The organism is Haloferax prahovense (assembly GCF_000723845.1).
In the GTDB taxonomy this organism is placed as follows: domain Archaea; phylum Halobacteriota; class Halobacteria; order Halobacteriales; family Haloferacaceae; genus Haloferax; species Haloferax prahovense.
In genome coordinates this window covers 1,108,203-1,134,986 of record NZ_LK053000.1, presented here as the reverse complement: position 1 = coordinate 1,134,986, position 26,784 = coordinate 1,108,203, and the positions used below count along the sequence as shown (strand labels likewise).

Genomic DNA, 26,784 nt, shown 5'->3' with positions numbered 1-26,784 from the left:
CCCGGTGAAACCCTGAAGTTCGACCAACCCTACGACACACCCAAACACACCATGTACGAACACGACGTTATCGTAGTCGGCGCGGGCGGGGCGGGCCTGCGCGCGGCGATTGCGGCACACGAGGAAGGGGCCGACGTGGCCATCGTGTCGAAGCTCCACCCGGTCCGAAGTCACACGGGCGCGGCGGAGGGCGGCATCAACGCCGCGCTCCGCGAAGGCGACTCGTGGGAGGACCACGCCTACGACACGATGAAGGGCTCGGACTATCTGGCCGACGCGCCGGCGGCCGAGACCCTCTGTAAGGACAGCCCGAAAGAGACCATCAAGCTCGAACACTGGGGGATGGCGTTCTCCCGTGACGACGACGGCCGCGTCAGCCAGCGGCCGTTCGGCGGGCTCTCGTTCCCGCGGACCACCTACGCGGGCGCGGAGACGGGCCACCAGCTGCTCCACACGATGTACGAGCAGCTCGTCAAGCGCGGCATCAAGGTCTACGACGAGTGGCACGTGACCCGACTGGCCGTCTCCGACGAGGAGAAGCCGGAGGACCGGAACTGCCACGGTATCGTCGCCTACGACGTTCAGACCGGACAGGTCGAGGGCTTCCGCGCCCGCAACGGCGTCATCCTCGCCACCGGCGGCCTCGGGCAGGTCTACGACCACACGACCAACGCGGTCGCCAACACCGGCGACGGCGTCGCGATGGCCTACCGCGCCGGCGCGCCGATGGAGGACATGGAGTTCATCCAGTTCCACCCGACGACGCTCCCCTCGACGGGCGTTCTCATCACCGAGGGCGTCCGCGGCGAGGGCGGCATCCTCTACAACGAGAACGGCGAGCGCTTCATGTTCGAGTACGGCTACGCGAACAACCTCGGCGAACTCGCCTCGCGCGACGTGGTCTCCCGAGCCGAACTCACGGAGGTCAACGAGGGCCGCGGCATCGAAGACGAGTACGTCCACCTCGACATGCGCCACCTCGGCGAAGAGCGCATCATCGACCGCCTCGAGAACATCATCCACCTCTCGGAGGACTTCGAGGGCGTCAACCCCCTCGACGCGCCGATGCCGGTCAAGCCCGGCCAGCACTACGCGATGGGCGGCATCGAGACCGACGAGAACGGCGAGACCTGTATCTCCGGTCTCTACGCGGCCGGCGAGTGCGCCTGCGCCTCCGTCCACGGCGGCAACCGCCTCGGCGGCAACGCGCTCCCCGAACTCATCGTCTTCGGCAAGCGCGCCGGCCACCACGCCGCGGGCAAGGACATGGAGGAGGCCAAAATCACGACCGGCAAAGAAGGCGAGTACGAACTCGGCGAGGTCGACTCGCCGGTCGAACTCGGCGAAGCGGGTATCGGTGAGGACGCCGTCGCCGACGGCGGGACGGCGGCGGACGCGGGTGCGACCGTCTCCGGAGCGGACCTCGTCCAGCGCGCCGTCGAAGACGAGCGCGAGACCATCGACACCCTCTTGGAGCGAGAAGACGGCATCCAGCAGGCCGAGATTCGCGAACGCGTCCAGAAGTCGATGACGCGCAACGTGAACGTCTTCCGCGAGGAGTCGGCCCTCAAGGACGCGCTCCGCGACATCCGCGAGGCGCGCGAACTCTACCAGGACGTGTTCGTGGCCGACAAGTCGCGGACGTTCAACACGGACCTGCTCCAGACGCTGGAGACGCGCAACATCCTCGACATCGCCGAGGCCATCACGCTCGGCGCGCTCGCGCGCAACGAGTTCCGCGGTGCCCACTGGCGCAAGGAGTACCAGGAGCGCCGCGACGAGGAGTGGCTCAAGCACACGCTGCTCTCGTGGAACGACGGCCGCCCGGAACTCTGGTACAAGCCGGTCATCCTCGAAGGCGAGGACAAGACGTACGAGCCGAAGGTCCGGAGCTACTGAGCCGACCGCGACTCAAGCGAGTCGCAGACGCCCTTTCTTTCGACGTCGACTCCCGAGCGGTGCCCCGACGCGCCACAGCGCGCCGAACCGCGCGACCGCGACCGGAGCCCACCAACGGCTATTTGCCCGCTCGACCCCTACGCCCGCCCGGAAGGGTGGCTCAGTGGTAGAGCACACCGGCGCAGGCCCTCGCGGTCGGTCCGGTGGTTTTCAATGGCTTCGCGTGGTTCGACTCCCGCCCCTTCCGTCTCGGAACCGCGCGCCGCCGGGCCTCGCCACCCGACGGCCCGCGACCCGTTCCCTTCGACGACAGTCGAAGTCGGCGGCGTCGAACACCGACAATTATCCGATGTACGTTCGTGACGAATACAACGATTCTCTCGAATTCGGGACGTTCGCGGCCTCACCCCCGACCTCGGTTCTTCGACGATTGTTGTAAGAGAGTTTTATTATCGTCGAAGCAAACAGGATGACAACGACCATGCAACAGACGGTTCCGACCATCGAAGTCCCCGGCGAACTCGAATCGCCCTCGGCCAAGCTCGTGTACCTCTATCTCACCACGCACGACGGCGCGTCCATCACCGACCTGCAAAACGGGCTGGAGATGAAGAAGATCGCCCTCTACAGCATCCTCAGTACGCTGTCGAAGCGCGGCTTCGTCCGACAGGACGCCGAACGCTACCACGTCGCTCAGTGACGGCTCGGCGAGTCAGTGATTTCTCGGTGACCGCGCCGCCCGTACCTGTGCGCCGTCGCGGACCATATCCTCGCAGTTCGGGCAGACACGCGGATTCTCCATGCCATCTGGAGTGAAGACTCGGGCGTATGCGGGCGTCACGAACGAACCACAGTTCTGACATTCCGGCATGGTATCTAGTATCCTCCATGAATATCACATAAGTTTTCTCCCTAGACGAGTGCGAGAAGGAGGCCGACGAGGAGGAGCGCGAAGATGAGAAGCGTCACGGCGAACATGAATTGATCGGTCCCGTTCATACCGAACACGACGTTCCGGATAAAGATAAAATCCCGTCTCGACGCCGCGTCCCCGCCGCGTTCGACGGGATTCTCTGATTTTCGACCGCGATAACGAGGGGGGTAGAACTAAATTCATCGCCCCCGTCGGTCCCGTAACGGTCCTCCAATGGAGTTCGTGTACGCGTTATCTGGGTTGTTCGCCGGGCTCTTTCTCGGAGCGGTGGCTGTCGTCACTGCGCTCACGTACACCCCCTACGGCGCGTCGCTGTTCGACACCGCGATAACGGCGCTGACCGGTGTCACGCTCCAACTGGGAAACCTCCTGTTCATCTCGGCGCTCACCGCCCTCGCGTTCGAGGGGCTCGCGATGAGCGGCATCCGGTATCCGGTCGTCGTCCCCGCGGCGTTCGCGTACGTGCTCACTCACGTCACGGTTTACTACTCGTGCATCCGCATCACCGACCTCCAGTCGGAGCCGCTCGACCCCGACGTTATCATCAAGCATAATCCGTTTCGGGCGCTCGTCCTCGGCGTGCCGGGGTCGCTTCTCCTCATTCGGGTCCGGCCGCCCGCGAGGCGGAACTGAAACCGTATCGACGAACCGCGGGCGCGGCTCCGGCTCGCTGCGACTGAACGCGGGGCCCGCGTGGGGCGCAAAAAACGGTCGAACCGGCGAAGGAAGCCAGGAGTGGGATTTGAACCCACGAAGTCTCGATTACAAGTCGAGTGCATGAACCGCCCATGCTCTCCTGGCGCGTCCGTCGATTACCGGTCCTCCTTTGAGTGTGTATCGTTTCGCATCGATTTCTCCAGTTCGACGCGGTGCGGTCGGTAGCCGTGCCGCCGATAAAACCGACGGGCGGCGTCGTTGTCCGCCAGCACGTCCAGCGCGACGGTATCAGCGCCGGCGTCTCCGAGCGCGGTCTCCGCCGCCGCCAGCAGTCGCGCGCCGACCCCGGCGTCTCGGTACGCCGGGCGGACGAACAGGTTCCGAATCATCCCGCGGGTCGCGTCCTGCTCGTACGCCTCCGCCTCGATGTCGAACATGACGAAGCCGACGATATCGCCCGTCTCCGCGCCCTCCGCTTCGTCTCCGTCGTTCCTCTCGGTCCCGTCGGTCCCCTCCTCGCGGGCGACGAGCACGCCGTCGGCGGCGACGTGTCGCGCCAGCGCCTCCCGTATCGGCGTCCGGTTAGCGTCGGCGCGGAGGTGCGACCCGAACGACCGCTGGTCCGCGGCGAGTTCGACCCACAGGTCGGCGAGGTCGTCAAGGTCGGAAAACGCCGCCGAACTGACGCGCATGGGCCCTGTCGGGGCTCTATCCGCTTTTAAGTGTCGGCGATTCGGGCCGAAATCGGGGAATCGCGGCCCTGCGGGGTGCCGAGCGGGGTCAGTAAAGACGACCGATGAAGAAAGATTTATCTATGTTTATCGTCCGCACATATCATGAGGATAGTTATCAATGGGTATTGCCGAAACCTACTCCCGTGGCAGGCAGTTCGCCATCGAGCGTCCGTTCGCGCTCGTCTTGGCGGTCATCGTAGTCGTACTATTCGGTGACTTGCTTCGCGGGTTAGCAACAGGGCAGACGCAGTTTGCCGACATTGGCACGCTGGTCTGGGATGGTCTGATGCGGGGGCTCGTAATCGGCCTCGCGGGCATCGGGTTGTCGATGACGTACAGCATTCTAAACTTCGCTAATTTCTCGCACGGCGACTACATCACAGCCGGGGCCTTCTCGGGGTGGGCAACGACGTACCTCATCGCCGGACTGGGACGCGCCGACATCGGCGCGCTCCTGCTCGTCGGGGCCGGGGGGTCGGTCTACGGCGGGACGCTCGGCATCGGAATGCTCTCGACGCCGCTCGCGGTCGTCGCCGGCATCCTCGTCTCCGGCGCGTTCGCTATCGCGCTGTCGCTCGCGGTCGACCGCACCATCTTCAAACCGATTCGGAACGAGGACGGCATCACCCTCCTCATCACGAGTATCGGCGTCGCGTTCGCGCTGCGCTACCTGATGCAGTTCGTCTTCGGCTCTGACGTGCGCGGCACGACCGCCCAGCCGCCGTCGGTGTCGCTGTACTTCATCGATGGCACGGTCTTCATCAACGCCCACGACATCACGCTTCTCGTGGTCGCCTCGGCCTTGATGCTCGGCGTCCACGTCCTCTTACAGCGGACGAAACTCGGGAAGGCGATGCGCGCGATGGCCGACAACAAGGACCTCGCGCTCATCACCGGTATCTCGACCGAGCGCGTCGTCCGCGCGACGTGGATTATCGGCGGCGGGCTGACCGGCGTCGCGGGGTACATGTTCATCCTCTGGAAAGGGACGCTCGGGTTCAACGACGGGTGGCTCCTCTTGCTTCTCATCTTCGCCGCGGTCATCCTCGGCGGCATCGGCTCCATCTACGGGGCCATCGCCGGCGGCCTCGTCATCGGACTGACGGCGTCGATGTCGGTCCTGTGGATTCCCTCGGCGTTCTCGCGGGCCGCGGCCTTCGTCGTCATGATCGTCATCCTCCTCGTGAAACCGTCCGGGCTGTTCAGCGGGAGGGCGACCGCATGAGCGTCCGCGACGACTTCACCGCCCGCATCCCGGGCGGCGACGCGGGCCTCATCGTACTGGTCCTCCTCGGGACGTACCTCGCGTACGTCCTCGCGGGGGTCGTTCTCGGATACACGCTCCGCGGTCAACTCAACTCCATCGCGACGCTGACGTTCTACATCGGCGTCTTCGCCATGCTGTCGCTCGCGCTCAACCTCCATTGGGGGTACACCGGGCTGTTCAACATCGGCATCGTCGGCTTCATGGCCGTCGGCGTCTACGTCACGGCAATCGTGACGAAGCCGACGTACGTCGCCGGCGGCGCGGCGCAGGTCGGCGGCCTCGGCCTGCCGCTTTGGGTGGGTATCCTCGCCGGCATGACCGCGGCCGCGCTGTTGGGACTCGTGGTCGCGCTTCCGGCGCTTCGGTTGCGGGCCGACTACCTCGCAATCGTCACCATCGCGATGTCGGAAATCGTCCGGTTCAGCTTCCTCTCCGGGGAACTCCAGCAGTTCCAGCTGTTCGGTAACCGCGTCGGATTCGGCGGCGGGTCGGGTCTCATCCTCGACTTCGCCCCGCCGCTGGAGGCGCTGCTTCGTGGCGTCGGCCTCTGGAACGGATACCTCGGCTTCGTCGATGCCTTCCAAGTCCTCGTGCCGAGGAACCCCAAGCCGGTCGTCGACGGTCTCGTCTACGGGCTGTTGCTCCTCGGGTTCGTCGCGGGCTTCTACTGGCTGCTCAAGCGCACCGGCGAATCGCCGTTCGGTCGCGTGCTGAAGGCCATCCGCGAGGACGAGGACGTCGCGAACGCCCTCGGCAAGAACACCGACCGGTTCAAAATCAAGTCGTTCATGCTCGGCTGTGCGCTCATGGGGCTCGCCGGCATCCTCTGGCTCGTTCCACAGGGTGCGGTGACGCCGAACTTCTTCCGGCCGCGCGTGACGTTCTTCATTTGGATCGCGCTCATCATCGGCGGGGCCGGTTCGAACACGGGGAGCGTCCTCGGTGGGGCCGTCTTCGCGGCGGTGCTCTACCAGGGACCGCGGTACTTCCAGAACCTCGTGTCGGCGGTGTTCCCCAACCTCGACTCGCCGTCCGGCTTCGGGCAGGCAATCTCGCCGCTCATCTCGCAGTTCGACCCCGTGCCGTTCCTCCTGTACACGGTCGACAGCATCCGGCAGCTCCAACTGGTCGTGATGGGGCTCGTGCTCATCTGGCTGATGCACAACCGGCCGGAGGGGATGCTCGGCTACCGCAAGGAGACCGCGTCCGTCATCCCGCTGTCGCGGCCGAAGTCGATGGCCGTCGACGGCGGCGACGACGACTCGGTCCGCACCGACGGCGGCGTCGACGCCGCGGCTCAGGGAGGTGAGACCGATGAGTGACGCCGCGGACCAACCGGTCGAAGACGTGGCGAACAAGGTCGACGAAGGGGCGCTCGGCGCGTTCGCCTCCGGCGTCGACACGTCGGTCGACTACCCGCTCCGAGTCGAGGGACTGGAGAAGTCCTTCGGCGGCATCACCGCCGTCGACGGGGCGACCTTCGAGGTCGAAGCCGGGTCGCTCACGGGTCTCATCGGCCCGAACGGGGCCGGCAAGTCCACGACGTTCAACCTCATCACGGGCATGCTCAAGCCCGACGCCGGCACGGTCACGTTCAACGGCGAGGATATCACCGGCGAGGAGCCGCACGAAATCGCCAACCGCGGGATGGTTCGGACGTTCCAAATCGCCCGCGAGCTGAGCGAGATGACCGTCCTCGAGAACATGATGCTCGCGCCGAAACACCAGCGCGGCGAGACGCTGTGGCGCTCCGTCATGCCGGGCGTCCGCGACGACGTCCGCGAACAGGAAGAGGAACTCCTCGAACGCGTCTGGGAGGTGCTCGACTTCTTCGACATCGCCCACATCGCAGAGGAGTACGCGGGCAATCTCTCCGGCGGGCAGCGCAAACTCCTCGAGATGGCGCGGGCCCTCCTGACCGACCCCGACATGCTGCTCTTGGACGAGCCGTTCGCCGGGGTCAACCCCACGCTCGAGAAGAAACTGCTCGAACACGTACACGAACTCCGCGAGCAGGGCTACACGTTCCTGCTCGTCGAACACGACATGGACCTCATCATGAACAACTGTGAACACGTCATCGTCCTCCACCAGGGCTCGGTGCTCACGGAGGGGACGCCGGACGAGATTCGGAGCAACGAAGAGGTCATCGAGGCCTACCTCGGTGGTAACGTATGAGCGTCGACGCCAACACCGACGCGACGAGCGGCGCGGGCGTCGAAGGACGCGAGGACGTGCTCCTGCGCGTCCGCGACCTCGACGCCGGCTACGGCGACCTCCAGATTCTCACCGACGTCGACATGGACGTGTTCGACGGCGAGTACGTCACCATCGTCGGCCCGAACGGGGCCGGCAAGTCCACGACGATGAAGTCCGTCTTCGGCCTGACCGCCCACATGGGTGGGACCGTCCGGTTCAAAGACGAGGACATCACCGGGCGTCGACCCGAGGACATCATCCACGTCGGCATCGGTTACGTCCCGCAGAACGACAACATCTTCCCGACGCTGACGGTCGAAGAGAACCTCGAGATGGGCGCGTACATCCTCGACGAGGTGCCGCAGGACGCCATGGAGGCGGTCTACGAGCGGTTCCCCATCCTCAGAGAGCGGAAAGACCAGAAGGCGGGCACGATGTCCGGCGGGCAACAGCAGATGCTCGCGATGGGTCGCGCGCTCATGCTCGACCCCGACTTGCTGCTTCTCGACGAACCCTCGGCGGGGCTCGCGCCCGACCTCGTCGAGGAGATGTTCGACAAAATCGACGAGATTAACGAGGCCGGCACGGCCGTCCTGATGGTCGAACAGAACGCGAAGGAAGCGCTCCGACGCTGCGACCGCGGTTACGTCTTAGCCAACGGACAGAACCGCTACATGGACACCGGCACGGCGCTCCTCGAAGACGAACAGGTCCGCCAAGACTTCCTCGGCGGGTAGTCCGTCTCGGCGGCCCACGCTCTTTTTCGGCAATCAACTGCAGACGTACTCGAATGACTCGACCGAGAGGTCGCCATCTCCACCGCCGCCTCCGTCGCCGTCGCCTCCGCCGCGACCATTGAGGGTCACCGTCACGTTCGTGTTCCAGCAGTAGCACGCCGCGTAGTCGACCGTTTCGGACCCCGCGGCCGTCTCGATAGTGAGTTCGTACACGTCACCGATGGGAACCTCGAAGCCGACGGTCGATTCGCCGGGCGGGGCAGTCCGGTTCGTCTCCGAGACGTCCGCGCCACCAGAGCCGGTCTCGCCGCCGGCGTCGTCACTAGCGGTGTCCGCGTCGGCGGGTCGAACGAGCGTCAGCGTCAGGTCGCGCTCCGCCTCGCCCTCGTTTTCGACGTGAACCGAGGCCGTCTTGGGCCAGCCAGACCCGACCCGAAGCGAGCCGTCTGCCGCGACGAGCACCGCGAGCGTCGGCCAGCCCCAGTTCTCCGGGATGTCCCACTCGTGGGTCGCGGTGCGGCCGTCTTCGGCCTCCACGACCACCTCGTAGGTCCCGTGGGACGCCACGAGCGCCGGCGTCGAAATCTCGCGGTCGGTCGCCGCGTCGAAGGCGCGTTCGAAAACGCGGCTCCCGTCGTGGTCGATGGCGACGGTGAGCCGAGCGTCGGCGTCGCTCCGATTCCGAATCGTCGCGCCCGGCGGTGCGAAGATGTCTTTCGCACCCGTGACGGTGTACGGGAGATCGGCAGCGTCGAGAGCCGGCCGCACGCGTTGTCGCGGTTCGAGGTCCGCGTCGGACGTGACGACGAGTTCGAGATGGCGCGCCTCGTCGGTGACCGTCCACTCGTAGTCGAGCGTCGCGCCCGCTTCGAGTTCCGCGACGACGCGGACAGTTCTCTCACCGACGAGGTCGTTCTCGACGCTCCGCCCGCGGCCGGGCCCCGCTCCGATGTCGAGCGACCCGACGAAACGCGTCTCGTCGCCGTCGGTCACACGGACCGACAGCGTGTGCGACTTGTCGTCCTCGTTGACGACCGAGAGGCCGATGCTGGAGTCCGGTTCCGACGTGTTCGTCTCGGTCGTCGTCTCGGTCGTCGTCTCGGTCGGCGGGTCGGTCGTCGCCATCGTCGTCTGTGGGTTCACGGGGGTCTCGACCGGTTCGTCCAAGTCGCTGAGACAGCCGGCGGCGAGCCCGAGGGCCGAACCGGCGACCGTCGAGAGGAGGGCGCGGCGCTTCATCGACTCACATCTGTCAGCGGTCGTATGAGTGTCTTGTGTCGGGGAGTCGTGTGCGGCAGTCGAGCGCAACCGCTCGCGTCGGCGGCGACGAAAGAAAAGTCGGGTCTGTCGAGTCGGTCTCAGTTGTCCGGGCCGGAGAGCGCCGTCTCGATGACGGAGGAGTACGACGACTCGCCGATGTTGAACGCGACCTGGTTGTACACTTCGCCGTCGAACGAGTCGCTGAACACGTTCGAGAAGCGCTCCGAGAGCTGCTGGCCGTAGTCGTTGTTGACGTACAGCGTCGAGACCGAACTGACTTCGAGGCGCTCGGCCATGACCTGCGCCATGACGCGGCCCTGCAGGAAGTCGGACGGGGCAGTTCGGAAGATGAAGTCGTTGTCTTCGAGGTTCGAGACGGACAGCGCCGTCGAGGACGGCGAGCACCCGACGATTTCGTTCGGGATGAACGCCTGCTGCGAGACGGGGACGTTCACGCCGGACGACGCGGACCCACAGACGGACGGAACACCCGCGGAGACGAGCGACTGCGCGGCGGAGACACCGGCGTCCGGGGACGTCTGGGTGTCTTCGATTTGGGCGTTGACGGAGAGCCCGGCCGGGTTGGCGTCGTTGACCTGCATGACAGGAATCTGTGCGGCCTGAATCATCGGCGCACCGACGGCAGCGAGGTCGCCGGTTTCGGGCAGCAGGATGCCGACCGACATCTCGCGGTCGGAACCGCCCGGACCGCTGTCCGCGGACGGGCCGTTCCCGTCGGGGTTCTCGCCGGCGAACGACTGCGTCTCGACGCTCGACGTGGCGTTGTTCTCGGCGTCGAACTCCCAGATGGCGTACGCGGCTTCCGCCGGGTCGCCGTTCTCGTCGAAGTTGACGGACGAGGACGCGCCCTGGTAGTCGATGTCTTCACCGTTCGCGGCGGCCTCGATGCCCTCGACGAGGTTGTCCGGTCCGACGGTCATTCCATCGGGGTTCGCCATCCGGCGCATCTGGTCTTTGATGGCCGGGCCGGAGTTCTCCCCGGCGGCGGCGTTCGAGAGCAGTTGAATCGCGACCGAGTCGTAGGTCTGCGACGTGAAGACGCCCGGGGCCGCGCCGTACTCGTCTTCGAACAGTTGGTTGAACGTGTCTTGGTTCGGACCGCCCGCGGCGGGTGCCGTCCCGGTCACGTTCGCCATGTCGTTGCCGACCTGTCCGGGCATCGACCCGGAGCGCATTCCGTCGGGCACGAGTATCTCCTCGCTCCCGTCGGACGCGCTGTAGTAGTCACGGAACAGTTGAATACCACTTTCGGGGTAGCCGATGACGACGAGCCCCTCGGGACCGCCGCCACCGCCGCCGCCACCGATGCATCCGGATAAGCCAGTCAAGCCTGCCGCGCCCGCGGCTCCCACTCCCTTGAGGAAGTCGCGGCGTACGATATCACGTACCATGTGAAAGGCAATGGCAACTCCCGCTTATAAAATTTACTCCCTGCGTTTGAAAAGCCACGATAATTGCGACCGACGGCGGTGCGAGAATCGGCTGTGTGAGAACGTCAGACATCGTGCTTTATATACTCACACGCCGAAGCCGGAGAACCGCTGCGTTCAAACCCGTTCGCGGGCGTCTTTGGGACAATGACTATCCCGTCGTTCGTCATCGGTATCGCGGGGGGGAGCGGTGCCGGCAAGACTACCGTGGCCCGACTCATCACGGAGAACGTCGGCGAGTCCGTGACGCGGATTCCGATTGACAACTACTACAAAGACCAGAGCCACCTCGAGATGACCGAACGCGAGCAGGTGAACTACGACCACCCCTCGGCGTTCGAGTGGGACCTCCTGTACGAACAGCTCTCGGAGCTGCTGGAGGGGAGAGCGGTCGAGATGCCGCAGTACGACTTCGAGATACACAACCGGAAGCCCGAGCGGAACACCGTCGAACCGACCGACGTCATCATCCTCGAGGGGATTCTCGCGCTCTACGACGAGGACGTAAACGAGATGCTCGACCTCCGGCTCTACGTCGAGACCGACGCCGACGTTCGCATCCTCCGGCGCATCCAGCGCGACGCCATCGACCGCGGACGCGACCTTCAGGGCGTCATCGACCAGTACCTCTCGACGGTCAAGCCGATGCACGAGCAGTTCATCGAGCCGACGAAGAAGCACGCGGACCTCATCATTCCCGAGGGGGCCAACAGCGTCGCCGTCACGCTGCTCGAAGAGAAAGTCCAAGCGGAAGTCGAAGGCGACGAGACGCGCACCTGGGAGCGCGACGCTATCGAACGGAAAGTCCAAGAGCGGACCTCGTCCCGCGGCCCCGACAACTAACGCGGCGTCGCGGGTCGAAAACCGGGGCCTCGAAGATTACGCTTTCTTGCCAGTGACGAACTGCGCTGCGCCCTCGTAGAACCAGAAGTCGTTTTCGCGCATCGCCTTGCCGACTGCCTTGTGCAGTTCGACGAAGTCGCCGAACTCCTCGCCTTCGACGTGCTCGAAGATGTCCGCGAGCGAGACGACGCGCTCGTAGTCGAGTCGGATGGGGTGGTCGCCGAACTCCTCGACGAACTCCGCTTTGTTCAGCGGGAAATCCTCGTCTTCGTCGATCTTCTTCGCGATGACTGCCTGGCCGTACTTGCGTCCGCCTTCGCTCCCCTCTTCGCCGTCCGGGTCGTGTGGCCAATCCATACCCGAGTGTTGGCAGGCCGATTCAAAGCCGTTACGCATTTGTGGGAATCTGTCATGCGGAACGCCGCGGTCGAGCTCTGCCCTTCGTGTCGTTTGCTACCGATGAACAAGAAATATACGCGTGGCACGCCATCGTTCTTGGAGTCATGCGAGCGACCGAGCGGCCGACGTTCGAATCCGAGGCCAGCAAGCTGATTTACGAGTACGTCGAGCGGCACGGCACCGCGAAACGGAACGTCCTCCTCGACGTCGCGCCCGTCTCGTCCGACGAGTTCAGAACCGAACTGGAGCGACTGAAATCCCGCGGCTATCTCCAAGAAGACGGCGGCACCCTTCAGTTGGCGCTCGACGTGGGCGCTATCGAGGAACACCAGACTGACGCGGGAATCGTCACCATCCGGCCCGCCCGTCAGCGCGACTTCGAGGGTCTGGTCGACGCCATTCGCGACGTGACGTCCGAAGAGACGTACGTCGTCGCCGAGGCAATCGCCGAACAGCTCCTCTACGACGAGACGGTCACGCGCCACAACCGGGTGGAGTCTCGGGTGTTCTTCGTCGCCACCATCGGCGAGGAGGTCGTCGGCTGGACGCACCTCGACCTCCCGCAGGTGTCGCGCATCCGCGAGACCGCCCAGCAGACCGTCGGCGTCAAGGGAGAGTACCGTGGTTCAGGCATCGGCAGCCTCCTGCTTCGCCGCGGGCTCGACTGGGCCGAAGCCAACGGCTTCCGGAAAGTGTACAACAGCGTTCCGATGACGAACGACCGCGCGCTGGAGTTCCTCGGCGACCACGACTGGGAGACCGAGGCGATTCGCAGGGACCACTACACTATCGGCGACGAGCACGTCGACGAAGTGATGATGGCGTACCGGTTCTGAGCGGGGCGGCGGCAGTGGGTCGGTTTTTGCGGGGTTGTCGGTCGATTCTCTGAGAACGCGGTGGGACTGGGATTTGAACAACGTCGAGACGGTCCCTCGCTCCGCTCGGGCTGCGACTCGTCTCGCTCAAATCCCAGTCCGTCTCCGAGTCACGCGTTCACCGGAGACGCGCAGCTAAACCTGCGCGTCTCGGTTCTCTGAGAATGCGGTGGGACTGGGATTTGAACCCCACTCGCTCCGCTCACACCGTTCGCGTCGCTCCCTGCTTCAAATCCCAGTTGACCGACTCGACGCTCACGCCGGCGAGCACACGCGACGCGGTGCTCGCCGAGTTGTTCGCGTCAGAATGCGGTGGGACTGGGATTTGAACCCAGGATTCCGTGAGGAAACCTGCTTTCAAGGCAGGCGCGTTAGGCCACTCCGCCATCCCACCTTCGCACGACAGTTTTGAGTCGGATACCTAAGTGTTGTCGCTTCGCTCAGTCGCGGACGAGCTCCAACACGCCGTCCGTCGATTCGACCCGAAGCCCCTTCTCGAAGACGAACGTCGTCGTGTGCTCGGGGACGACCCGCTCCGACTCGACCCGCGAGCGGAGCATCGGCACGACCGTGGCGAGGTCCGCGCCCGTTTCGAGGACGGGAAGCATCGGGACGTAGTCGAGGCCGTGGCCCGCGTCGTCGGCGCGCTCGGCGAGCGTTTCGACTTCCGGCTCCGCGTAGGCGTCGGTGAAATCGATGGGGTCGAGGAAGCCCGAGAAGTAGACGCGCCCTTCCGTCGAGGGGCCGAGGACGACGGGCGTGCTCCGGAGCTTCATCGCCGCGCTGTCGATGTGGGTGCGCCCGAGAAGCGGCGCGACCGGGCGGACGATAGCGGCCGAGTGGACCTCCTCCTCGTTGAGGAGATGCGAGACGGTGTTGCCCGCACGGGCGGAGAACGACGAGCCGACCTGCGGTTCGAACCGCACGCCATCGGTGCCGCCGAGGGCGTCGGCGACGACGCTCCGAATCTCGGCTTCCGAGTCGTGGTCCCCGGCGAACTCGTCCGGGAGGTCGTCCTCGGTACGGTAGTTGACGAGGAGGTCGCCGCCGGAGCGCTCGACGGCGATACAGGCGTCTTTGAGCATCGCGGCGTAGAGCTCCGCGGCTTCGGCTTCGGTGAGCGGACTCGTCTCCGCGAGTGCCGAAAGCACCAGTCCCGGCCGCGGCGGTTCGGCGAGTACGGCGATGACCGTCATACCCTCCCCTCGCGCCGGGGAACCCTTGAACCCGCCGCTTGTGGCCCGTCGAATCGGGGGGCCGCGGGGACGGAACGCTCCGCGCGCCGCCCCGTTTCAGCGACTCTGTCGTCCCTTCGTCTGTCGGTAGTCCCGGCCGAACACGGACTCGCGGACGTGTTCGACGAACGCCTCGGCGTCGGCGTCGGTCAATCGCTCCGGCTCCTTCATCGGGACGAGTTCGAAGCCGCGGCCGCGAATGGTCGTCGCGTGCTCCGCGTCGACGTCGAAGCTGTCGGCCGCGCGCGTGGTGTAGTCGAACGCGAGCGCCTCCAGCGCGGCCTGCCCGACGGGGACGATGATGTGCGGGTTTATCATCCGAATCTCCGCGTTCAGGTAGGGCTCGCAGGTCGCGACCTCGTCGTCGGTCGGCCCCCGTTCTGGGTGGCGACAGCGCGTGAGGTACGTGAAAAAGACGTTCTGCACGTCCGGCTCGTCGGCGTCCGGTTCGGACCGGACGAACCCGAGGTCGCCGAGGATGCGCTGGACGCGCGCTCCGGCCTCGTCGCCGGTGAAGGGGACGCCCGTCCGCTCCGCGGCCGCGGTCGGGGCCTCGCCGACGAACAGGAACTCCGCGCCCACGTCGCCGTAGCCGTGGACGACCTGCTCGCGCGTCTCGCAGAGCGCCGAGCAGTTCGTGCAGTCGGTGTCCATCGAGAAGGGGTTCCGGAACTGGCGTTGGTGTGCGTCCACACCCTCGAATTCGGCTCCGGGACCAAAACCCGCCCGGTCCGTGCAGATAGCCGGGCCGTCCCATCCCGCTCCGTCGCTGGCGGGGGTCAACCGAGTCGGCGAGTGCGTGGTGAAAGTGAACACGGGGCGAATGGGAGGAGACGCGGGCGAAGACGGCACAGTCGCTCGAATCGCGGCGTCGAGGAAAGCGGAAGTGAACCGAGCGGGGGCGAGCGCGAGTCGGACGGTCGGAGTGATTCGGCGGTCAGAGGTGGTTCAGCGGTCGATGCCGCCCTGCGCCTTGATGTCCATGATGTGGCGGACGTTCAGGTAAATCTCCTCGGGCGAGGTGTCGCCGTCGGGGTCGTAGAGGTCGCTGACGCGGTAGAGGATGGCCGACACCTGCCGGCTCTCGGAGGACTCGCCGTAGATGTCGTCGGCGATGTCGCGGAGGAACGCGACGCGCTCTGGGTCCGCGGGGAAGTCGGCGTCGGAGTCCGGGGCCATCTCCCAGTCGACCTCGTCGGGGTCCGCGTCTGAACTCGCATCCGCATCGGCGTCCCCGCCCGCGTCGGGCCGTCCGTCGTCGCTCATCGCTCGCTGACGGTCCGCCGCTGGACGACGCCGACCATGTCGGCGATGTTCTCGGTCATCACGCGGAACGCGTCGGCGGTCTCGTCGCCGTCTTCGAGGACGATGGGCTTGCCGCCGTCGCCGCCCTCGCGGACGGCCGGGTCGAGCGGGAGCGCCCCGAGGAACGGCAGGTCGTTCGAGGCCGCGAACTCACGGCCGCCGCCCGCGCCGAAGATGTCGTGGCGGTTCCCGCAGTCGGGACACCGGAACGTGCTCATGTTTTCGACGATGCCGAGGACGTTCGTGTCGTGCTTGCCGAACATCCGAAGGCCCTTGTTGGCGTCGTCGAGGGCGACGTTCTGCGGGGTCGTGACGATGACCGCACCCGTGAGGGGAAGCGTCTGGAGGATGGACAGCTGGGTGTCGCCCGTGCCCGGCGGCAGGTCGAGGACGAGGTAGTCGAGGCTGCCCCACTCCACGTCCTCGACGAGCTGCGTGAGAAGCTGGTGGACCATCGGGCCGCGCCAGATGACCGGGTCGTCGTCGCCGACGAGGAACGCCATCGACATGAGCTTCATCCCGTACTTCTCCGGCGGGACGATGGTCTGGTCTTGAGTCGCCTGCGGCGCTTCCTCGGCGGCGACCATCCGCGGGACGTTCGGCCCGTAGATGTCGGCGTCGAACAGGCCAACGCGCGCGCCGAGCTTCGAGAGGCCGGCCGCGAGGTTCACGGCGACCGTCGACTTCCCGACGCCGCCCTTCCCGGAGGCGACGGCGATGATGTTCTTCACGCCGGGGAGGACCTCCTCGTCGGGGTCGCGGTCGCTCGGAATCTTGGCGGTGAGGTCGGCCTCCAGCCCGTCCTCGGCGAGTACCTCGCGGATTCGACGGCCGATGTCCGTCTCCGCCGGAGAGTACGGGGCACCGAGCGCGAGCGAGATGCGGGCGGTGTCGCCGTCGACCTCGACGGCGTTCACCAGTCCGAGCGAGACGATGTCGTCTCCGAGTTCGGGGTCCTCGACCGCACGCAAGCGGTCGCGTACGTCGGCTTCGTCCATGTCCGTCACTCCGGCGGTGCGGCCGATAAGGGTTTTGTAAGGTCCCGTCGCGCAGTGACGGACGCAATTGACGACCCGTCCCACCGCGGGTCGCGCCGGATTCTGGCCGACTGCGGAGCGTCGTCGACCCGTGCGGCTGCGGGGCGTCACTGCCCTGACCGCCACCGGGTTCGGGATGCGGCGGCCGTAACCCAATCCAGTTACGCCGCCCCAGTCATCGACAGCGAATTTATCAACGTACGCTTCCAGGATTCGGTATATGGTGCTGGTGGACGACTTTGGCCGCGAGGTAACCGGCGTTCGAATCTCTCTGACTGACCGGTGTAACTTCGATTGCGTCTACTGCCACAACGAGGGCTTGGGCGACACGCGCGGGCCGATGGACCCCGCCGACGAGGAGATGAGCGCCGACGACGTGGTTCGCTTTCTCGAAGTCGTCGAGGGGTACGGCGTCGAGAAGGTGAAGTTCACCGGGGGCGAGCCGATGCTCCGCTCGGACCTCGAAGAGATTATCCGGCGGACGCCGGATTCGATGGAGACGTCGCTCACCACCAACGGGACGTTCCTCGGCGACCGCGCCGAGGACCTCGTCGCGGCCGGACTCGACCGCGTGAACGTCTCGCAGGACGCTCTCGACCCGGAGGCGTTCGCGCAAATCACCAAGTCCGGCGCGTACGACAAGGTGATGGAGGGTGTCAAGGCCGCGGTCGACGCCGGACTCACGCCCGTGAAGCTCAACATGGTCGTGTTCACGAAGACCGCGGGCCACGTCGAGGAGATGGTCGAGTACGTCGCCGAGAACGAGGGGCTACAGCTCCAACTCATCCAGTACATGCCCGAACTGACGGGCCGCCCGGAGTGGAACATCGACATCGAACGGGTCCACCGCTGGCTGGCCGACCTCGCCGACGAGGTCGAAGTCCGCGACATGCACCACCGCCGCCGCTACTACGTCGGCGAGGGGATGGTCGAAATCGTCGACCCCGTCGAGAACCCCGAGTTCTGCGCCAACTGCCATCGCGTGCGCGTAACACACCAAGGATATCTCAAGGGCTGTCTCAACCGCAACGACGACCTGCGCCCGATGGGCGAGATGACGCGGGAGGAAATCCGCGAGACGTTCGAGGCGGTCGTCGCCAACCGCGTGCCGTACTACGGCGAGTACCTCGTCCGCGACGGCGACGACGGCTGGACCATCAACGAAGAGTACATCGGGGCCTGAGCGGCGACCGTCCCGACGCGCGAGCTTTTCTCCTCCGACGACTTTTCGGAGCCCATGACTGTCACCGTCGAGCGGGTGGTCCTTGCGACGGACGGAAGCGAACCCGCGAGAACGGCCGCGACCCACGCGCTGTTTCTCGCCCGCGTCCTCGACGCGCCGCTCCACGTCGTCTCCGCGACCGGCACGTCGCCGGCCGCCGCCGCCGAGACCGCCGAACCGTCCGTAAGCGCTGCTTTCGAAGCGGAGGAGGCCGTCAGCGCGGTCGTCCGTCGTGCGCTCCTCGCGGACGTCCGAGCGACCTCGGAAGTCGCCGACGGTCCGGCCGCGGCCGTCGTGGAGCGCGCCGTCGGCGAGGGAGACCTGCTCGTCATCGGGCGGCGCGGACAGACCGGTTCCGGTCGGTTTCTCGTCGGGTCGGTCGCGGAGCGGCTTCTCGGCGCGCCGCCGGTCCCGACGCTCGCGGTTCCGGCGGCGGCCACCGACCCGGAGTACCGGACGGTTGCGCTTCTCGCGGACGGCGAGTCGTCGTCGGGGTCGGCTGCGCCGCTTGCCCGCCGCATCGCCGCGGCGACCCGCGCGACGCTCCAACCGCTCACCATCGTTGACGGCCGCGATGCCGCAGTCGGGTCGCGGGAGACTCTCCGAGCGCTCGAAGCCGAGGCGCGAGCCCGACTGAACGACGTCGTCGCCGCGGCCGCGAGAGACGCCGTCGAATCCGGTGGAACCGTCCGAATCGGCGAGCCCGCGGCCGAACTGCTGGCGCACGTCGAACGGGTGGGAGCCGACGTGGTCGTCGTCGGCGTTGAGAGGTCCGGCCGCGAAATCCGACGATTCCGGCGCACGGAACACCGCGCCGACGGGGTCGTCGCCAGTCGAGTCGTCCGCCACGCGGGAGTTCCGGTCCTCGTCGCCCCGAGCGTGAGAGACAGTGTAAAACGCTGAACTAGTTTTTAGAAGTTCCATTCAATTTATACGTTCCCACTACTCAGGGTAGCGTGTTGATTGTACGTTCAGTCAGCCGGCGTTCGGCGTGGACGTACGACCGCGTTCGTCTCTCCCCCACCCCCACCGGCGGACGCGATTCAACATCCGAACCCCACCACCCCTCTACACTCCATGAAACTCTCACGTGCACTCGTGGTCTTGCTGGTCGTCTTGGTCGCCGTACCGAGCCCAGCGATGGCCGGTATCGTCGGCGAACCGAATCTTCAGGCGTACGCGCCGAGCAACAAACTCGTTCCCGGGCAGGAGACCTCCCTGAACGTCGTCGTGACTAACTACGGCGGCGACAGCGAGTACCGGAAGTTCTCCTCGTCGGAGAGTTCGGGAACGCTGAGCGACCAACAGCGCTCGGCGCTCGAAGCCCAGGTCAAATCGACGCGGAACGTCAGACTCACACTCGAATCCGGTGACGCGCCGGTCGAGGTGAACACCGCGACGCTCCCGGTCGGCGACATCCCGCACGCGACCCAGCGGGACGCCTCGTTCTCCGTCTCAGTCAAGGAGAACGCCACGCCGGGGACCTACGAGATGACGCTCGTCGCGAAGTACGAACACGACTCGTCCGTCCGCGACGACGGTGACGTGAAGAACGAAGAGGAAAAGACCGAGGAGATTCCCGTGACCGTCGTCGTCGAGCAGGCCCCGCGCTTCGAGGTCGTCTCCGTGAACACGACCGCGCAGGTCGGCGGTAGTGGGACCACCACCGTCACGATGCGCAACATCGGGACGCTCCCCGCGTTCGACTCGTCCGTCACCGCGACCTCGCAGAACCCCTCGATAACGTTCGGTCAGTCTGCTTCCGCGACCCGGTACGCCGGCTCGTGGGGCATCAACGAGACGCGCCAGCTCGAATACGAGACGAGCGTCGCGTCCTCCGCCGCCGTCCAGCAGTACGCCCTCTCGCTCGGCGTGAGCTACGAAGACGAAGACGGCGTCGCCAAGCAGTCGAAGAACATCGCCACTGGCGTGAGGCCGGTGGCCGAACAGGAGTTCTCCATCGACGCCGAGCAGTCGACGCTCCGCGTCGGCCGCGAGACCACCGTCAGCGGGACGCTCACGAACGACGGCCCGCAGACGGCCCGTGACGCCGTGCTCACTATCTCCTCGAAGTCGCCGAACACGAACATCAAGGAGACCGAGTACGCGCTCGGTACCCTCGACGTCGGCGAGTCTTCGGACTTCTCGTTCTCGGTGGAAGTCACCGACTCCGCGGACGCCGGCCAGCGGCAATTGAGCTACACGGTCGAGTACCGCAACTCCGAGGGCGACACCCAGCAGTCGAAGGCCCTCTTGATGAACGCCGAGGTGAAACCCAAGCAGAATCTCTTCGGCGTGACCGCGAAGAACGGGAGCATCGAGGCGGGCGGCTCGCAGACCGTCACGCTCGTCGTGACCAACAACGGCGACGAGACCTACCGCAACATCGACGCGAAGGCCTTCGCCGACAGCCCGCTGACGCTTAACGACGACACCGCGTTCATCCAGGAGCTCGGTCCCGGCGAGTCGACCGAGATTCCCCTCGAACTGAGCGTCGGTTCCTCGGCCAACCCGAAGGCCTACTCCTTCGACATCGACTTCCAGTACGAAAACGAGGACGGCGAACGCAAGCTCTCCGACCAGTATCCGGTCGCCATCGACGTCACCGAAGCGAGTGGCGGCGGCGGCCTCTCGATGCCCCTCGTCGGCGGTCTCATCGTCGTCGGACTCGGCGTCGTCGGCTTCCTCTGGTACCGCCGCTAACCGCCCCACTTTCCCCCCACAATGATAGACTACGAAGTGTACGTCGACCGCCTCGGCGGGTTCATCGTCGAGAACCCCGGGAGAGTCGTGGCGCTGTTCTTCGTGCTGACGCTCGTCTTCGGAGCCGGACTCGGAAACATCTCGACCGACTCCGGCACCTCGCAGTTCACCGAGGACTCGCCCGCACAGGAAGCGCTCGACGACGTCAACCGGGAGTTCTCACCCGCGTTCGAGACGAGTTCGGGGAGCACCCAACTCATCCAACGGGACGACAACGTCCTCTCCAAACCGGCGATGCTCGACATGTTGCGGCTCCAAGAACGCGTCTTGAGCCGGCCCGACCTCCGGGCGACCTCCGCGTCGAGCGTCGCGTCCACGGTCGCCCAGACGCTCGACCCGTCGGCGACGACCATCGACGAACAGATAGGCGCGCTCGAATCGGCCTCGCCGAGCGAGGTCCGCGCCGCGGCCAAGCAGGCGACCGCGAGCCCGCAGGTCTCGTCGCTCCTGAGCGACGACTTCAACCGCCAGTCCGTCGAGGCCTCCGCGACCATCGGCGTCGTCAGCCACGAGGTCCCCGGCCTCTCGTCGAGCGCCGGTACCTCCGGAACCAGCCCGATGACGGGCATCCAAGAGGAAATTCAGACGATGACCGCCGTCTCGAACAGCGATATCCGCGTGTTCGGGAGCGGCATCATCTCCGGCGAGTTAGGCAACGTCATCGCCGACTCGCTCCTGCTCGTGGTTCCGGCGGCGGTGCTCCTCATCTTCGGGTTCCTCGTCGTCGCCTACCGCGACCCCATCGACCTGCTACTCGGCGTCGTCTCGCTCGTCATCGCCGTCGTGTGGACGTTCGGGTTCATGGGCCTCGCGAACATCGCGTTCAGCCAGATGCTCATCGCGGTGCCGCCGCTGTTGCTCGCGGTCGGTATCGACTTCGGGCTCCACGCGGTGAACCGCTACCGCGAAGAGCGCGTCAAAGACCTCGCGCCGGTCCCCTCGATGCGGACCACTATCAAACAGCTCTCGGTCGCGTTCTTCATCGTCACCGGCACGACGGTCCTCGGGTTCCTCGCGAACGCCACGAGCGACCTCGCGCCCATCCGCGACTTCGGTCTCGTCGCGGCGGTCGGTATCATCTTCACGTTCCTCGTCTTCGGGGTGTTCCTCCCGGCGGCGAAGCTCTACGCCGACGAACTCCGCGAGAAGTACAACGTGCCCGAGTTCGCCTCCGAACCCCTCGGGAGCGAGGGTGGCATGCTCGCTCGCGTCCTGTCGGGCGGCGTCGTCATCGGTCGGAAAGCCCCGCGAGCGTTCCTCGTGGTCATCCTGCTCACGACGGTCGTCGCGGGCGCGTACGGGACCGGCGTCGACACGACGTTCTCCCAGGAGGACTTCCTCCCGCCGGAGGACCAACCCGCCTACCTCCAACAGCTTCCCGAGCCGTTCAAGCCCGGCGTCTACACCGTCACGAAGGACCTGAACTACCTCGAAGACAACTTCGAGAGCACGCAGGGTGACAGCGTGACGATATACGTCGAGGGACAGTTACGACAGGACTCGTCCCTCGAGATGATTCACCGCAACGGCGAGGACCCGCCGGAGTCGTTCGTGACGGACGACCGCCGCGCGGAGGCGACGAGCATCGTCACGGTCATCCGGAACTACGCGGAACAGGACCCCGAGTTCGCCGCGCTCGTCGACCGGAACGACGCCAACGGTAACGGCGTCCCCGACGACAACCTCGAGACGATATACGACGAACTCCTCAGTTCGCCGGCCTCCGACCAGGCGTCGTCGTACATCACGGAAGACTACCGGCAGACGCGCATCGTCTACACCGTCGAGGGCGACGCCACCCAGGACGCCATCGTCGCAGACGGGAAACTCGTCGCCGAGCGCCTCCGCATGGACGCCACGGCGACCGGAAGCACCGTCGTGTTCAAAGGCGTCTCCGACACCATCTTGCTGTCGGCCATCGAGAGCCTCACCGTCGCGCTCGCCGCGACCGCGCTGTTCTTGGTGGTCATCTACCAGGTCCTCGAAGGTCAATGGACGCTCGGCGTGGTGAACCTCGTGCCCATCGTCGTCTCCATCGCGCTCCTCGCCGGGACGATGCGCTATCTCGGCATCCCGCTGAACGCGCTGACGGCGACGATTCTCTCCATCGCCATCGGGCTGGGCATCGACTACTCGGCCCACGTGGTCCACCGGTTCGCCGACGAGTACAACGCCGAAGGTCACGACCTCGACGAGGCGCTTCGGCTGACCGTCGGCGGGACCGGTGGCGCGCTCACCGGGAGTATGCTCACCACGACCACGGGCCTCGGCGTCCTCGCCATCGCCATCACGCCCGTCCTCGGACAGTTCGGGGTCGTGACCGCGCTGAGTATCTTCTACTCGTATCTCACCGCGCTCCTCGTCACGCCCTCGGCAATCGTCCTCTGGGAGCGGTTGACCCAGCAGGATACCGCCACCGCGGCACCGACATCCCCCTGACGCATCGCCTTCCCAAATTCAGTTTGCCCCTGCCCCGGCCCCCACGCCCGTATCGCTCGCAGACCAGCCCACACGGACGAACCGCACGCCAACCAGCCCGCGAGGAACCGCGCGTCGAACAGCCCGCGACGAATCGCACGCGACCCGCCCACGACTCCCACGACACACCACGAACGGAACCCTCATGAGCGAGAATCAATCGAGTCCACGTATGTCCGCACTCACGAAGCTCCGTCCCTGGCTCGCCGCGATACTCGGACTGATATTCACCGGGTTCGGCCACATCTACCTGCGTCGCTGGCGACGGGCCGCCATGTGGGTGCTCCTCGTTCTCGCGGTGGCCGCGCTGTTCGTTCCTTCGGGGACGCTCGAGGCGTTGGACGCCGCCGAGACGATGTCTCCCTCGGAGTTCACCTCGGTTCTCACGGAGCTGTTGCCCCTCCTCGCGGTGAGCTTTGCGAGCGTCCTCGACGCGTTCGTCATCGGCCTCCGGCAGGCCGCCGAGGCGCAGGCGGCGCGCTCCGCCGTCGACGACGCCGACGACTCGGTGGCTGCCGTTTCCGACCCCGATTCGGACGCCGTCACGTGCCCCGAATGCGGCCGCGAGGTCGACGCCGACCTCGACTTCTGTCACTGGTGTACCACCCGCCTCGACGAACCAACTGACGACTGAGAATCCCAACGAGACACATCATGGACGACGACCGAATCGACACCGGCCGAAGCGAGACCGAGCAGGCGATTATGGACGCCACGCTCCGGGCGCTCGCGAAACACGGCTACGCTGATCTCTCGATAAAGAACATCGGCACGGAGTTCGAAAAGAGCACCTCGCTTCTGTACTACCACTACGAGAACAAAGACGAGCTGCTCCTCGCGTTCCTCGACTACATCATCGACCTGTTCGTCGAGACCATCGACCCGGAGACCGACGACCCCGACGCCGAGCTTCGCAACTTCGTCGAGTACGTCCTCCCCCCGGAGGGCGACCTTTCGACCTGCGAGTCGGTCCCTCCCGGCGTTCCGGAGCCGGTCGCGGACAGCGGCAGCGTTGACCCGTTCCAGCGGGCCATCTTCGAACTCCGCACGCAGACCGTCCACGACGAGCAGTACCGAAAGAAGTTCCGGCGCATGGAGACCCACATGGTCGAGACGGTCGCGACGCTCATCGCTCGGGAGATGGAGTCGGGCCACTACCGCGAGATGAACGCCGAGATGATGGCCGAGAATCTGATGGCCTTCCTCTTTCGGAGCCTGGACGTGCGCGTCACCGGGACGCGGCTCGAATCGGCGTACGCGATGCGCGACTCGGTGTACTTCCTCCTCGACAACGTGATGCCGAAAGGGAGCCATCCGGGCGAGGCCGCCGCACGCGACGCCGACGGTAATGACGCGGATTACGACGGGTAACCCGCATCGCCACCGTGCCGAACGGACTCCTTATCGCTCGTCGTTCTCGACGAAGTCGACGACCGCCTGCGCGCCCTGAAACCCGTCGGCGAGGCGGTCGACGAGTTCGCCGTCCTCGAACAGGAGGAGCGTCGGGACGCTCCGAATCGTGTACCGTTCCGCGACCGACATGTCTGTCTGCGGATTTATCATCGCGACGACCACGTCGGTCGCCTTCGCGACGTTGCCCAGCACCGGCTCGATGCTCTGACACAGCGTGCAGCCCTTGGTGTAGATGTCGAGGAGGACGCGGTCGTGTTCGGCCACGAGGGCGTCGAGCTCTTCGGCGGTCTCGATTCGGACTGGCTTCGTCGCCTCGGGAGCGGACTCTGTCGAACTCATTGAGCGGAATACGTAATCGTAGTTATTATGATTTTGGTGAGATTGTGTAACACCCCACAGTTCGACGGCGAGCGACGGTGACTCGGGCTCTCACGCGAGGCCCCTTTCGTGATGTTTAAGTAATGCCCCCGTCTCGTAACGGATGCAATCGATGTAGGGGAATGTCGTCCCCGAGTCCGGAAGGGCGAAACTAACACGACCGAAGTGTTGCGGTAGCCAAGCCTGGCCCAAGGCGCTGGGTTGCTAACTCAGTGGCGTCAAGCCCCCGGGGTTCGAATCCCCGCCGCAACGCTCACAACACGACTTCCAAAGTCATGAGTGCAGAAGAACCACAGGACGGCTCTCCGGAGGAGGAAGAGGACCTCCGTTACTTCATCCGAATTGGTCAGACCGACCTTGACGGAACGAAGACGGTAGAGCGCAGTCTGTCGGACATGAAGGGTATCGGCAAGCGCACAGCGCGCATCATCGCCGACGCCGCGGAAGTGGACCGAACGGCGCTGTTCGGTAAGCTTCCCGAAGACGAGATCGACGCCGTTGTCGATGTCGTCGAGAACTTTGAGGACCACGCCCCCGAGTGGATGGCAAACCGACGGAAGGACTTCTTCTCCGGTGAGACCGACCACATTACGGGTTCGGACCTCGAAGAAAAGCGGCGGCATGATATCAACCGCATGAAGATGATCAGCTCCTACAAGGGCGTTCGACACCAGCGCGGCCAGAAGGTTCGCGGCCAGCGGACGAAGTCCACTGGACGTACCGAAGGCACCATCGGTGTCAACGTCGAGGAGATCAAGGAGGCGCAGGCTGAAGAATGACGACGGGTAACAACACCAAGTTCTACGAGACCCCGAACCACCCGTTCCAGGGCGAGCGTATCGCGCAGGAATCGGACCTCCTCTCTCGGTACGGTCTCAAGAACAAGGAAGAACTCTGGCGCGCGCAGTCCGAACTGCGCAACCTCCGCCGCGAGGCGCGACGCCTCCTCGGCGAGGCCCAGGGTGACGTCGAAGAGGCCGAGTCGCTCGGTGCCGAGTTCATGGCGCGCATGCGCCGCTACGGCATCCTCTCTGCGGAGGACGACATCTCCCAGACGCTGCGTCTCGACGTGACCGACATCCTCGAACGTCGGTTCCAGACGGTCGCCTACCGCAAGGGGCTCGCACAGACGCCCCAGCAGGCCCGTCAGTTCATCGTCCACGGTCACGTGACCGTCGGCGGTGCTCGGACGACCGTCCCCTCCCGAAAGGTCGAGGTCAACGAAGAGGACACCGTGGCGTTCGACGAGACGTCGAAGCTCGCGGACGAACTGCACCCTGAGCGCGCGGAGGCCCAAGAATGAGCGAATCCGAAACCGGTGACAAGTGGGGAATCGCCCACGTCCACGCATCGTTCAACAACACGCTCATCACGGTGACTGACATCACGGGCGCCGAGACGATCGTCAAGTCGTCCGGCGGTTCCGTCGTCAAGCAGAACCGTGACGAGGCATCTCCGTACGCGGCCATGCAGATGGCAGAGAGCGTCGCCGACCAGATCAAGGCGGCCGGTATCGCCGGTCTGCACGTCCGTGTCCGCGGTCCCGGTGGCAACCGTAACAAGAGCCCCGGACCCGGCGCACAGGCAACGATTCGCGCCCTCGCTCGCGCCGGTCTCGAGATCGGTCGCATCGAGGACGTGACGCCGATTCCGCACGACGGAACTCGCGCGCCGAAAAACAGCCGACTCTAACACACC

General features: G+C 65.6%; 28 protein-coding genes and 4 tRNA genes. 20 read left to right on the top strand and 12 right to left on the bottom strand.

Going from position 1 to position 26,784, the window contains the following annotated elements; genetic code table 11:
- Positions 1 to 51 precede the first annotated feature (51 nt).
- The 3 genes from BN984_RS05575 (at position 52) to BN984_RS05570 (ending at position 2,599) form a co-directional block, all read left to right on the top strand.
- Entirely contained in the window at positions 52 to 1,899 is a 1,848-nt protein-coding gene (locus tag BN984_RS05575; protein ID WP_008094911.1) for an FAD-binding protein, read from the top strand.
- Positions 1,900 to 2,048: 149 nt separating this feature from the next.
- A tRNA-OTHER gene (locus BN984_RS19410) sits at positions 2,049 to 2,146 on the top strand.
- 234 nt (positions 2,147 to 2,380) lie between these two features.
- Complete coding sequence (locus BN984_RS05570) at positions 2,381 to 2,599, top strand: helix-turn-helix domain-containing protein (protein WP_008094913.1); 219 nt, start codon at positions 2,381 to 2,383, stop codon at positions 2,597 to 2,599.
- 12 nt (positions 2,600 to 2,611) lie between these two features.
- Here the strand turns inward: BN984_RS05570 and BN984_RS20200 are convergent, their stop codons facing one another.
- Positions 2,612 to 2,770, bottom strand: coding sequence for a DUF7563 family protein (locus BN984_RS20200; protein WP_013035319.1), 159 nt, complete (start codon positions 2,768 to 2,770; stop codon positions 2,612 to 2,614).
- Between the two features lie 276 nt (positions 2,771 to 3,046).
- Here BN984_RS20200 and BN984_RS05565 point away from each other — a divergent pair, with 276 nt between their 5' ends.
- Entirely contained in the window at positions 3,047 to 3,466 is a 420-nt protein-coding gene (locus tag BN984_RS05565; RefSeq protein ID WP_004974462.1) for a hypothetical protein, read from the top strand.
- A gap of 94 nt (positions 3,467 to 3,560) precedes the next feature.
- On the opposite strand, the gene BN984_RS05560 is transcribed toward BN984_RS05565, so the two are convergent.
- Both BN984_RS05560 and BN984_RS05555 read right to left on the bottom strand, forming a co-directional pair.
- Positions 3,561 to 3,634 (bottom strand) — tRNA-Thr (locus BN984_RS05560).
- 11 nt (positions 3,635 to 3,645) lie between these two features.
- Positions 3,646 to 4,182, bottom strand: a complete 537-nt coding sequence (locus BN984_RS05555; RefSeq protein WP_008094916.1) for a GNAT family N-acetyltransferase — start codon at positions 4,180 to 4,182, stop codon at positions 3,646 to 3,648.
- A gap of 328 nt (positions 4,183 to 4,510) precedes the next feature.
- Here BN984_RS05555 and BN984_RS05550 point away from each other — a divergent pair, with 328 nt between their 5' ends.
- The 4 genes from BN984_RS05550 to BN984_RS05535 are packed head-to-tail and all read left to right on the top strand — an operon-like array spanning position 4,511 to position 8,427.
- Complete coding sequence (locus BN984_RS05550; protein WP_008094919.1) at positions 4,511 to 5,449, top strand: branched-chain amino acid ABC transporter permease; 939 nt, start codon at positions 4,511 to 4,513, stop codon at positions 5,447 to 5,449.
- Positions 5,446 to 6,813, top strand: coding sequence for a branched-chain amino acid ABC transporter permease (locus BN984_RS05545; protein WP_049967844.1), 1,368 nt, complete (start codon positions 5,446 to 5,448; stop codon positions 6,811 to 6,813). Before BN984_RS05550 ends, BN984_RS05545 begins: the two co-directional genes overlap by 4 nt.
- Entirely contained in the window at positions 6,806 to 7,669 is an 864-nt protein-coding gene (locus BN984_RS05540; RefSeq protein WP_049967843.1) for an ABC transporter ATP-binding protein, read from the top strand. The genes BN984_RS05545 and BN984_RS05540 overlap by 8 nt, the downstream gene beginning before the upstream one ends.
- The gene (locus tag BN984_RS05535; RefSeq protein WP_004974477.1) at positions 7,666 to 8,427 is read left to right on the top strand and encodes an ABC transporter ATP-binding protein; all 762 of its coding nucleotides are present in this window, start codon (positions 7,666 to 7,668) and stop codon (positions 8,425 to 8,427) included. Before BN984_RS05540 ends, BN984_RS05535 begins: the two co-directional genes overlap by 4 nt.
- Positions 8,428 to 8,460: 33 nt before the next feature.
- Here the strand turns inward: BN984_RS05535 and BN984_RS05530 are convergent, their stop codons facing one another.
- Positions 8,461 to 9,666: a hypothetical protein gene (locus tag BN984_RS05530; protein WP_049967842.1), complete on the bottom strand. Its 1,206-nt coding sequence runs from the start codon at positions 9,664 to 9,666 to the stop codon at positions 8,461 to 8,463.
- 119 nt (positions 9,667 to 9,785) lie between these two features.
- The gene (locus tag BN984_RS05525) at positions 9,786 to 11,099 is read right to left on the bottom strand and encodes an ABC transporter substrate-binding protein (RefSeq protein WP_049913567.1); all 1,314 of its coding nucleotides are present in this window, start codon (positions 11,097 to 11,099) and stop codon (positions 9,786 to 9,788) included.
- Positions 11,100 to 11,285: 186 nt separating this feature from the next.
- Here BN984_RS05525 and udk point away from each other — a divergent pair, with 186 nt between their 5' ends.
- Positions 11,286 to 11,981 carry a uridine kinase gene (gene udk / locus BN984_RS05520; protein ID WP_008094926.1) on the top strand — a complete coding sequence of 232 codons (696 nt, stop codon included), beginning with the start codon at positions 11,286 to 11,288 and terminating at the stop codon, positions 11,979 to 11,981.
- Between the two features lie 36 nt (positions 11,982 to 12,017).
- Here udk and BN984_RS05515 read toward each other — a convergent pair whose 3' ends face one another.
- Complete coding sequence (locus tag BN984_RS05515) at positions 12,018 to 12,338, bottom strand: DUF5785 family protein (RefSeq protein ID WP_008094928.1); 321 nt, start codon at positions 12,336 to 12,338, stop codon at positions 12,018 to 12,020.
- 146 nt (positions 12,339 to 12,484) lie between these two features.
- On the opposite strand from BN984_RS05515, the gene BN984_RS05510 reads away from it, so the two are divergent.
- Positions 12,485 to 13,216, top strand: coding sequence for a GNAT family N-acetyltransferase (locus tag BN984_RS05510; protein WP_008094930.1), 732 nt, complete (start codon positions 12,485 to 12,487; stop codon positions 13,214 to 13,216).
- A gap of 349 nt (positions 13,217 to 13,565) precedes the next feature.
- Here the strand turns inward: BN984_RS05510 and BN984_RS05505 are convergent.
- The 5 genes from BN984_RS05505 to BN984_RS05485 all read right to left on the bottom strand — a co-directional run bounded on the left by BN984_RS05505 (position 13,566) and on the right by BN984_RS05485 (position 16,793).
- Positions 13,566 to 13,649, bottom strand: a tRNA-Ser gene (locus tag BN984_RS05505).
- 46 nt (positions 13,650 to 13,695) lie between these two features.
- The gene (locus BN984_RS05500; RefSeq protein ID WP_008094931.1) at positions 13,696 to 14,451 is read right to left on the bottom strand and encodes a hypothetical protein; all 756 of its coding nucleotides are present in this window, start codon (positions 14,449 to 14,451) and stop codon (positions 13,696 to 13,698) included.
- Positions 14,452 to 14,547: 96 nt separating this feature from the next.
- Positions 14,548 to 15,183 carry a uracil-DNA glycosylase gene (locus BN984_RS05495; protein ID WP_008094933.1) on the bottom strand — a complete coding sequence of 212 codons (636 nt, stop codon included), beginning with the start codon at positions 15,181 to 15,183 and terminating at the stop codon, positions 14,548 to 14,550.
- A gap of 255 nt (positions 15,184 to 15,438) precedes the next feature.
- The gene (locus BN984_RS05490; protein ID WP_008094935.1) at positions 15,439 to 15,756 is read right to left on the bottom strand and encodes a hypothetical protein; all 318 of its coding nucleotides are present in this window, start codon (positions 15,754 to 15,756) and stop codon (positions 15,439 to 15,441) included.
- Complete coding sequence (locus BN984_RS05485; protein ID WP_004974495.1) at positions 15,753 to 16,793, bottom strand: Mrp/NBP35 family ATP-binding protein; 1,041 nt, start codon at positions 16,791 to 16,793, stop codon at positions 15,753 to 15,755. Before BN984_RS05485 ends, BN984_RS05490 begins: the two co-directional genes overlap by 4 nt.
- Positions 16,794 to 17,052: 259 nt before the next feature.
- On the opposite strand from BN984_RS05485, the gene moaA reads away from it, so the two are divergent.
- From moaA to BN984_RS05455, 6 genes are all read left to right on the top strand, one after another.
- A complete protein-coding gene (gene moaA, locus BN984_RS05480) occupies positions 17,053 to 18,015 on the top strand; it encodes a GTP 3',8-cyclase MoaA (RefSeq protein ID WP_008094938.1) in 963 nt (320 codons plus the stop codon).
- Positions 18,016 to 18,069: 54 nt separating this feature from the next.
- The gene (locus tag BN984_RS05475) at positions 18,070 to 18,957 is read left to right on the top strand and encodes a universal stress protein (RefSeq protein ID WP_049967841.1); all 888 of its coding nucleotides are present in this window, start codon (positions 18,070 to 18,072) and stop codon (positions 18,955 to 18,957) included.
- Between the two features lie 174 nt (positions 18,958 to 19,131).
- Positions 19,132 to 20,757: a COG1361 S-layer family protein gene (locus BN984_RS05470; RefSeq protein WP_049967840.1), complete on the top strand. Its 1,626-nt coding sequence runs from the start codon at positions 19,132 to 19,134 to the stop codon at positions 20,755 to 20,757.
- Positions 20,758 to 20,778: 21 nt separating this feature from the next.
- Positions 20,779 to 23,256: an efflux RND transporter permease subunit gene (locus BN984_RS05465; protein ID WP_008094944.1), complete on the top strand. Its 2,478-nt coding sequence runs from the start codon at positions 20,779 to 20,781 to the stop codon at positions 23,254 to 23,256.
- Positions 23,257 to 23,467: 211 nt separating this feature from the next.
- Positions 23,468 to 23,929 carry a zinc ribbon domain-containing protein gene (locus tag BN984_RS05460; RefSeq protein ID WP_008094945.1) on the top strand — a complete coding sequence of 154 codons (462 nt, stop codon included), beginning with the start codon at positions 23,468 to 23,470 and terminating at the stop codon, positions 23,927 to 23,929.
- 20 nt (positions 23,930 to 23,949) lie between these two features.
- Positions 23,950 to 24,666, top strand: coding sequence for a TetR/AcrR family transcriptional regulator (locus BN984_RS05455; protein WP_049967839.1), 717 nt, complete (start codon positions 23,950 to 23,952; stop codon positions 24,664 to 24,666).
- Between the two features lie 30 nt (positions 24,667 to 24,696).
- Here the strand turns inward: BN984_RS05455 and BN984_RS05450 are convergent, their stop codons facing one another.
- Positions 24,697 to 25,047 carry a thioredoxin family protein gene (locus BN984_RS05450; RefSeq protein WP_049967838.1) on the bottom strand — a complete coding sequence of 117 codons (351 nt, stop codon included), beginning with the start codon at positions 25,045 to 25,047 and terminating at the stop codon, positions 24,697 to 24,699.
- A gap of 206 nt (positions 25,048 to 25,253) precedes the next feature.
- Between BN984_RS05450 and BN984_RS05445 the strand changes: the two genes are divergently transcribed.
- The 4 genes from BN984_RS05445 (at position 25,254) to BN984_RS05430 (ending at position 26,778) form a co-directional block, all read left to right on the top strand.
- Positions 25,254 to 25,338 (top strand) — tRNA-Ser (locus BN984_RS05445).
- A gap of 23 nt (positions 25,339 to 25,361) precedes the next feature.
- Complete coding sequence (locus tag BN984_RS05440; protein WP_008094948.1) at positions 25,362 to 25,865, top strand: 30S ribosomal protein S13; 504 nt, start codon at positions 25,362 to 25,364, stop codon at positions 25,863 to 25,865.
- Positions 25,862 to 26,389, top strand: a complete 528-nt coding sequence (locus BN984_RS05435) for a 30S ribosomal protein S4 (protein WP_049967837.1) — start codon at positions 25,862 to 25,864, stop codon at positions 26,387 to 26,389. Before BN984_RS05440 ends, BN984_RS05435 begins: the two co-directional genes overlap by 4 nt.
- Positions 26,386 to 26,778, top strand: a complete 393-nt coding sequence (locus BN984_RS05430; RefSeq protein WP_008094950.1) for a 30S ribosomal protein S11 — start codon at positions 26,386 to 26,388, stop codon at positions 26,776 to 26,778. Before BN984_RS05435 ends, BN984_RS05430 begins: the two co-directional genes overlap by 4 nt.
- The last annotated feature ends 6 nt before the right edge of the window (positions 26,779 to 26,784 follow it).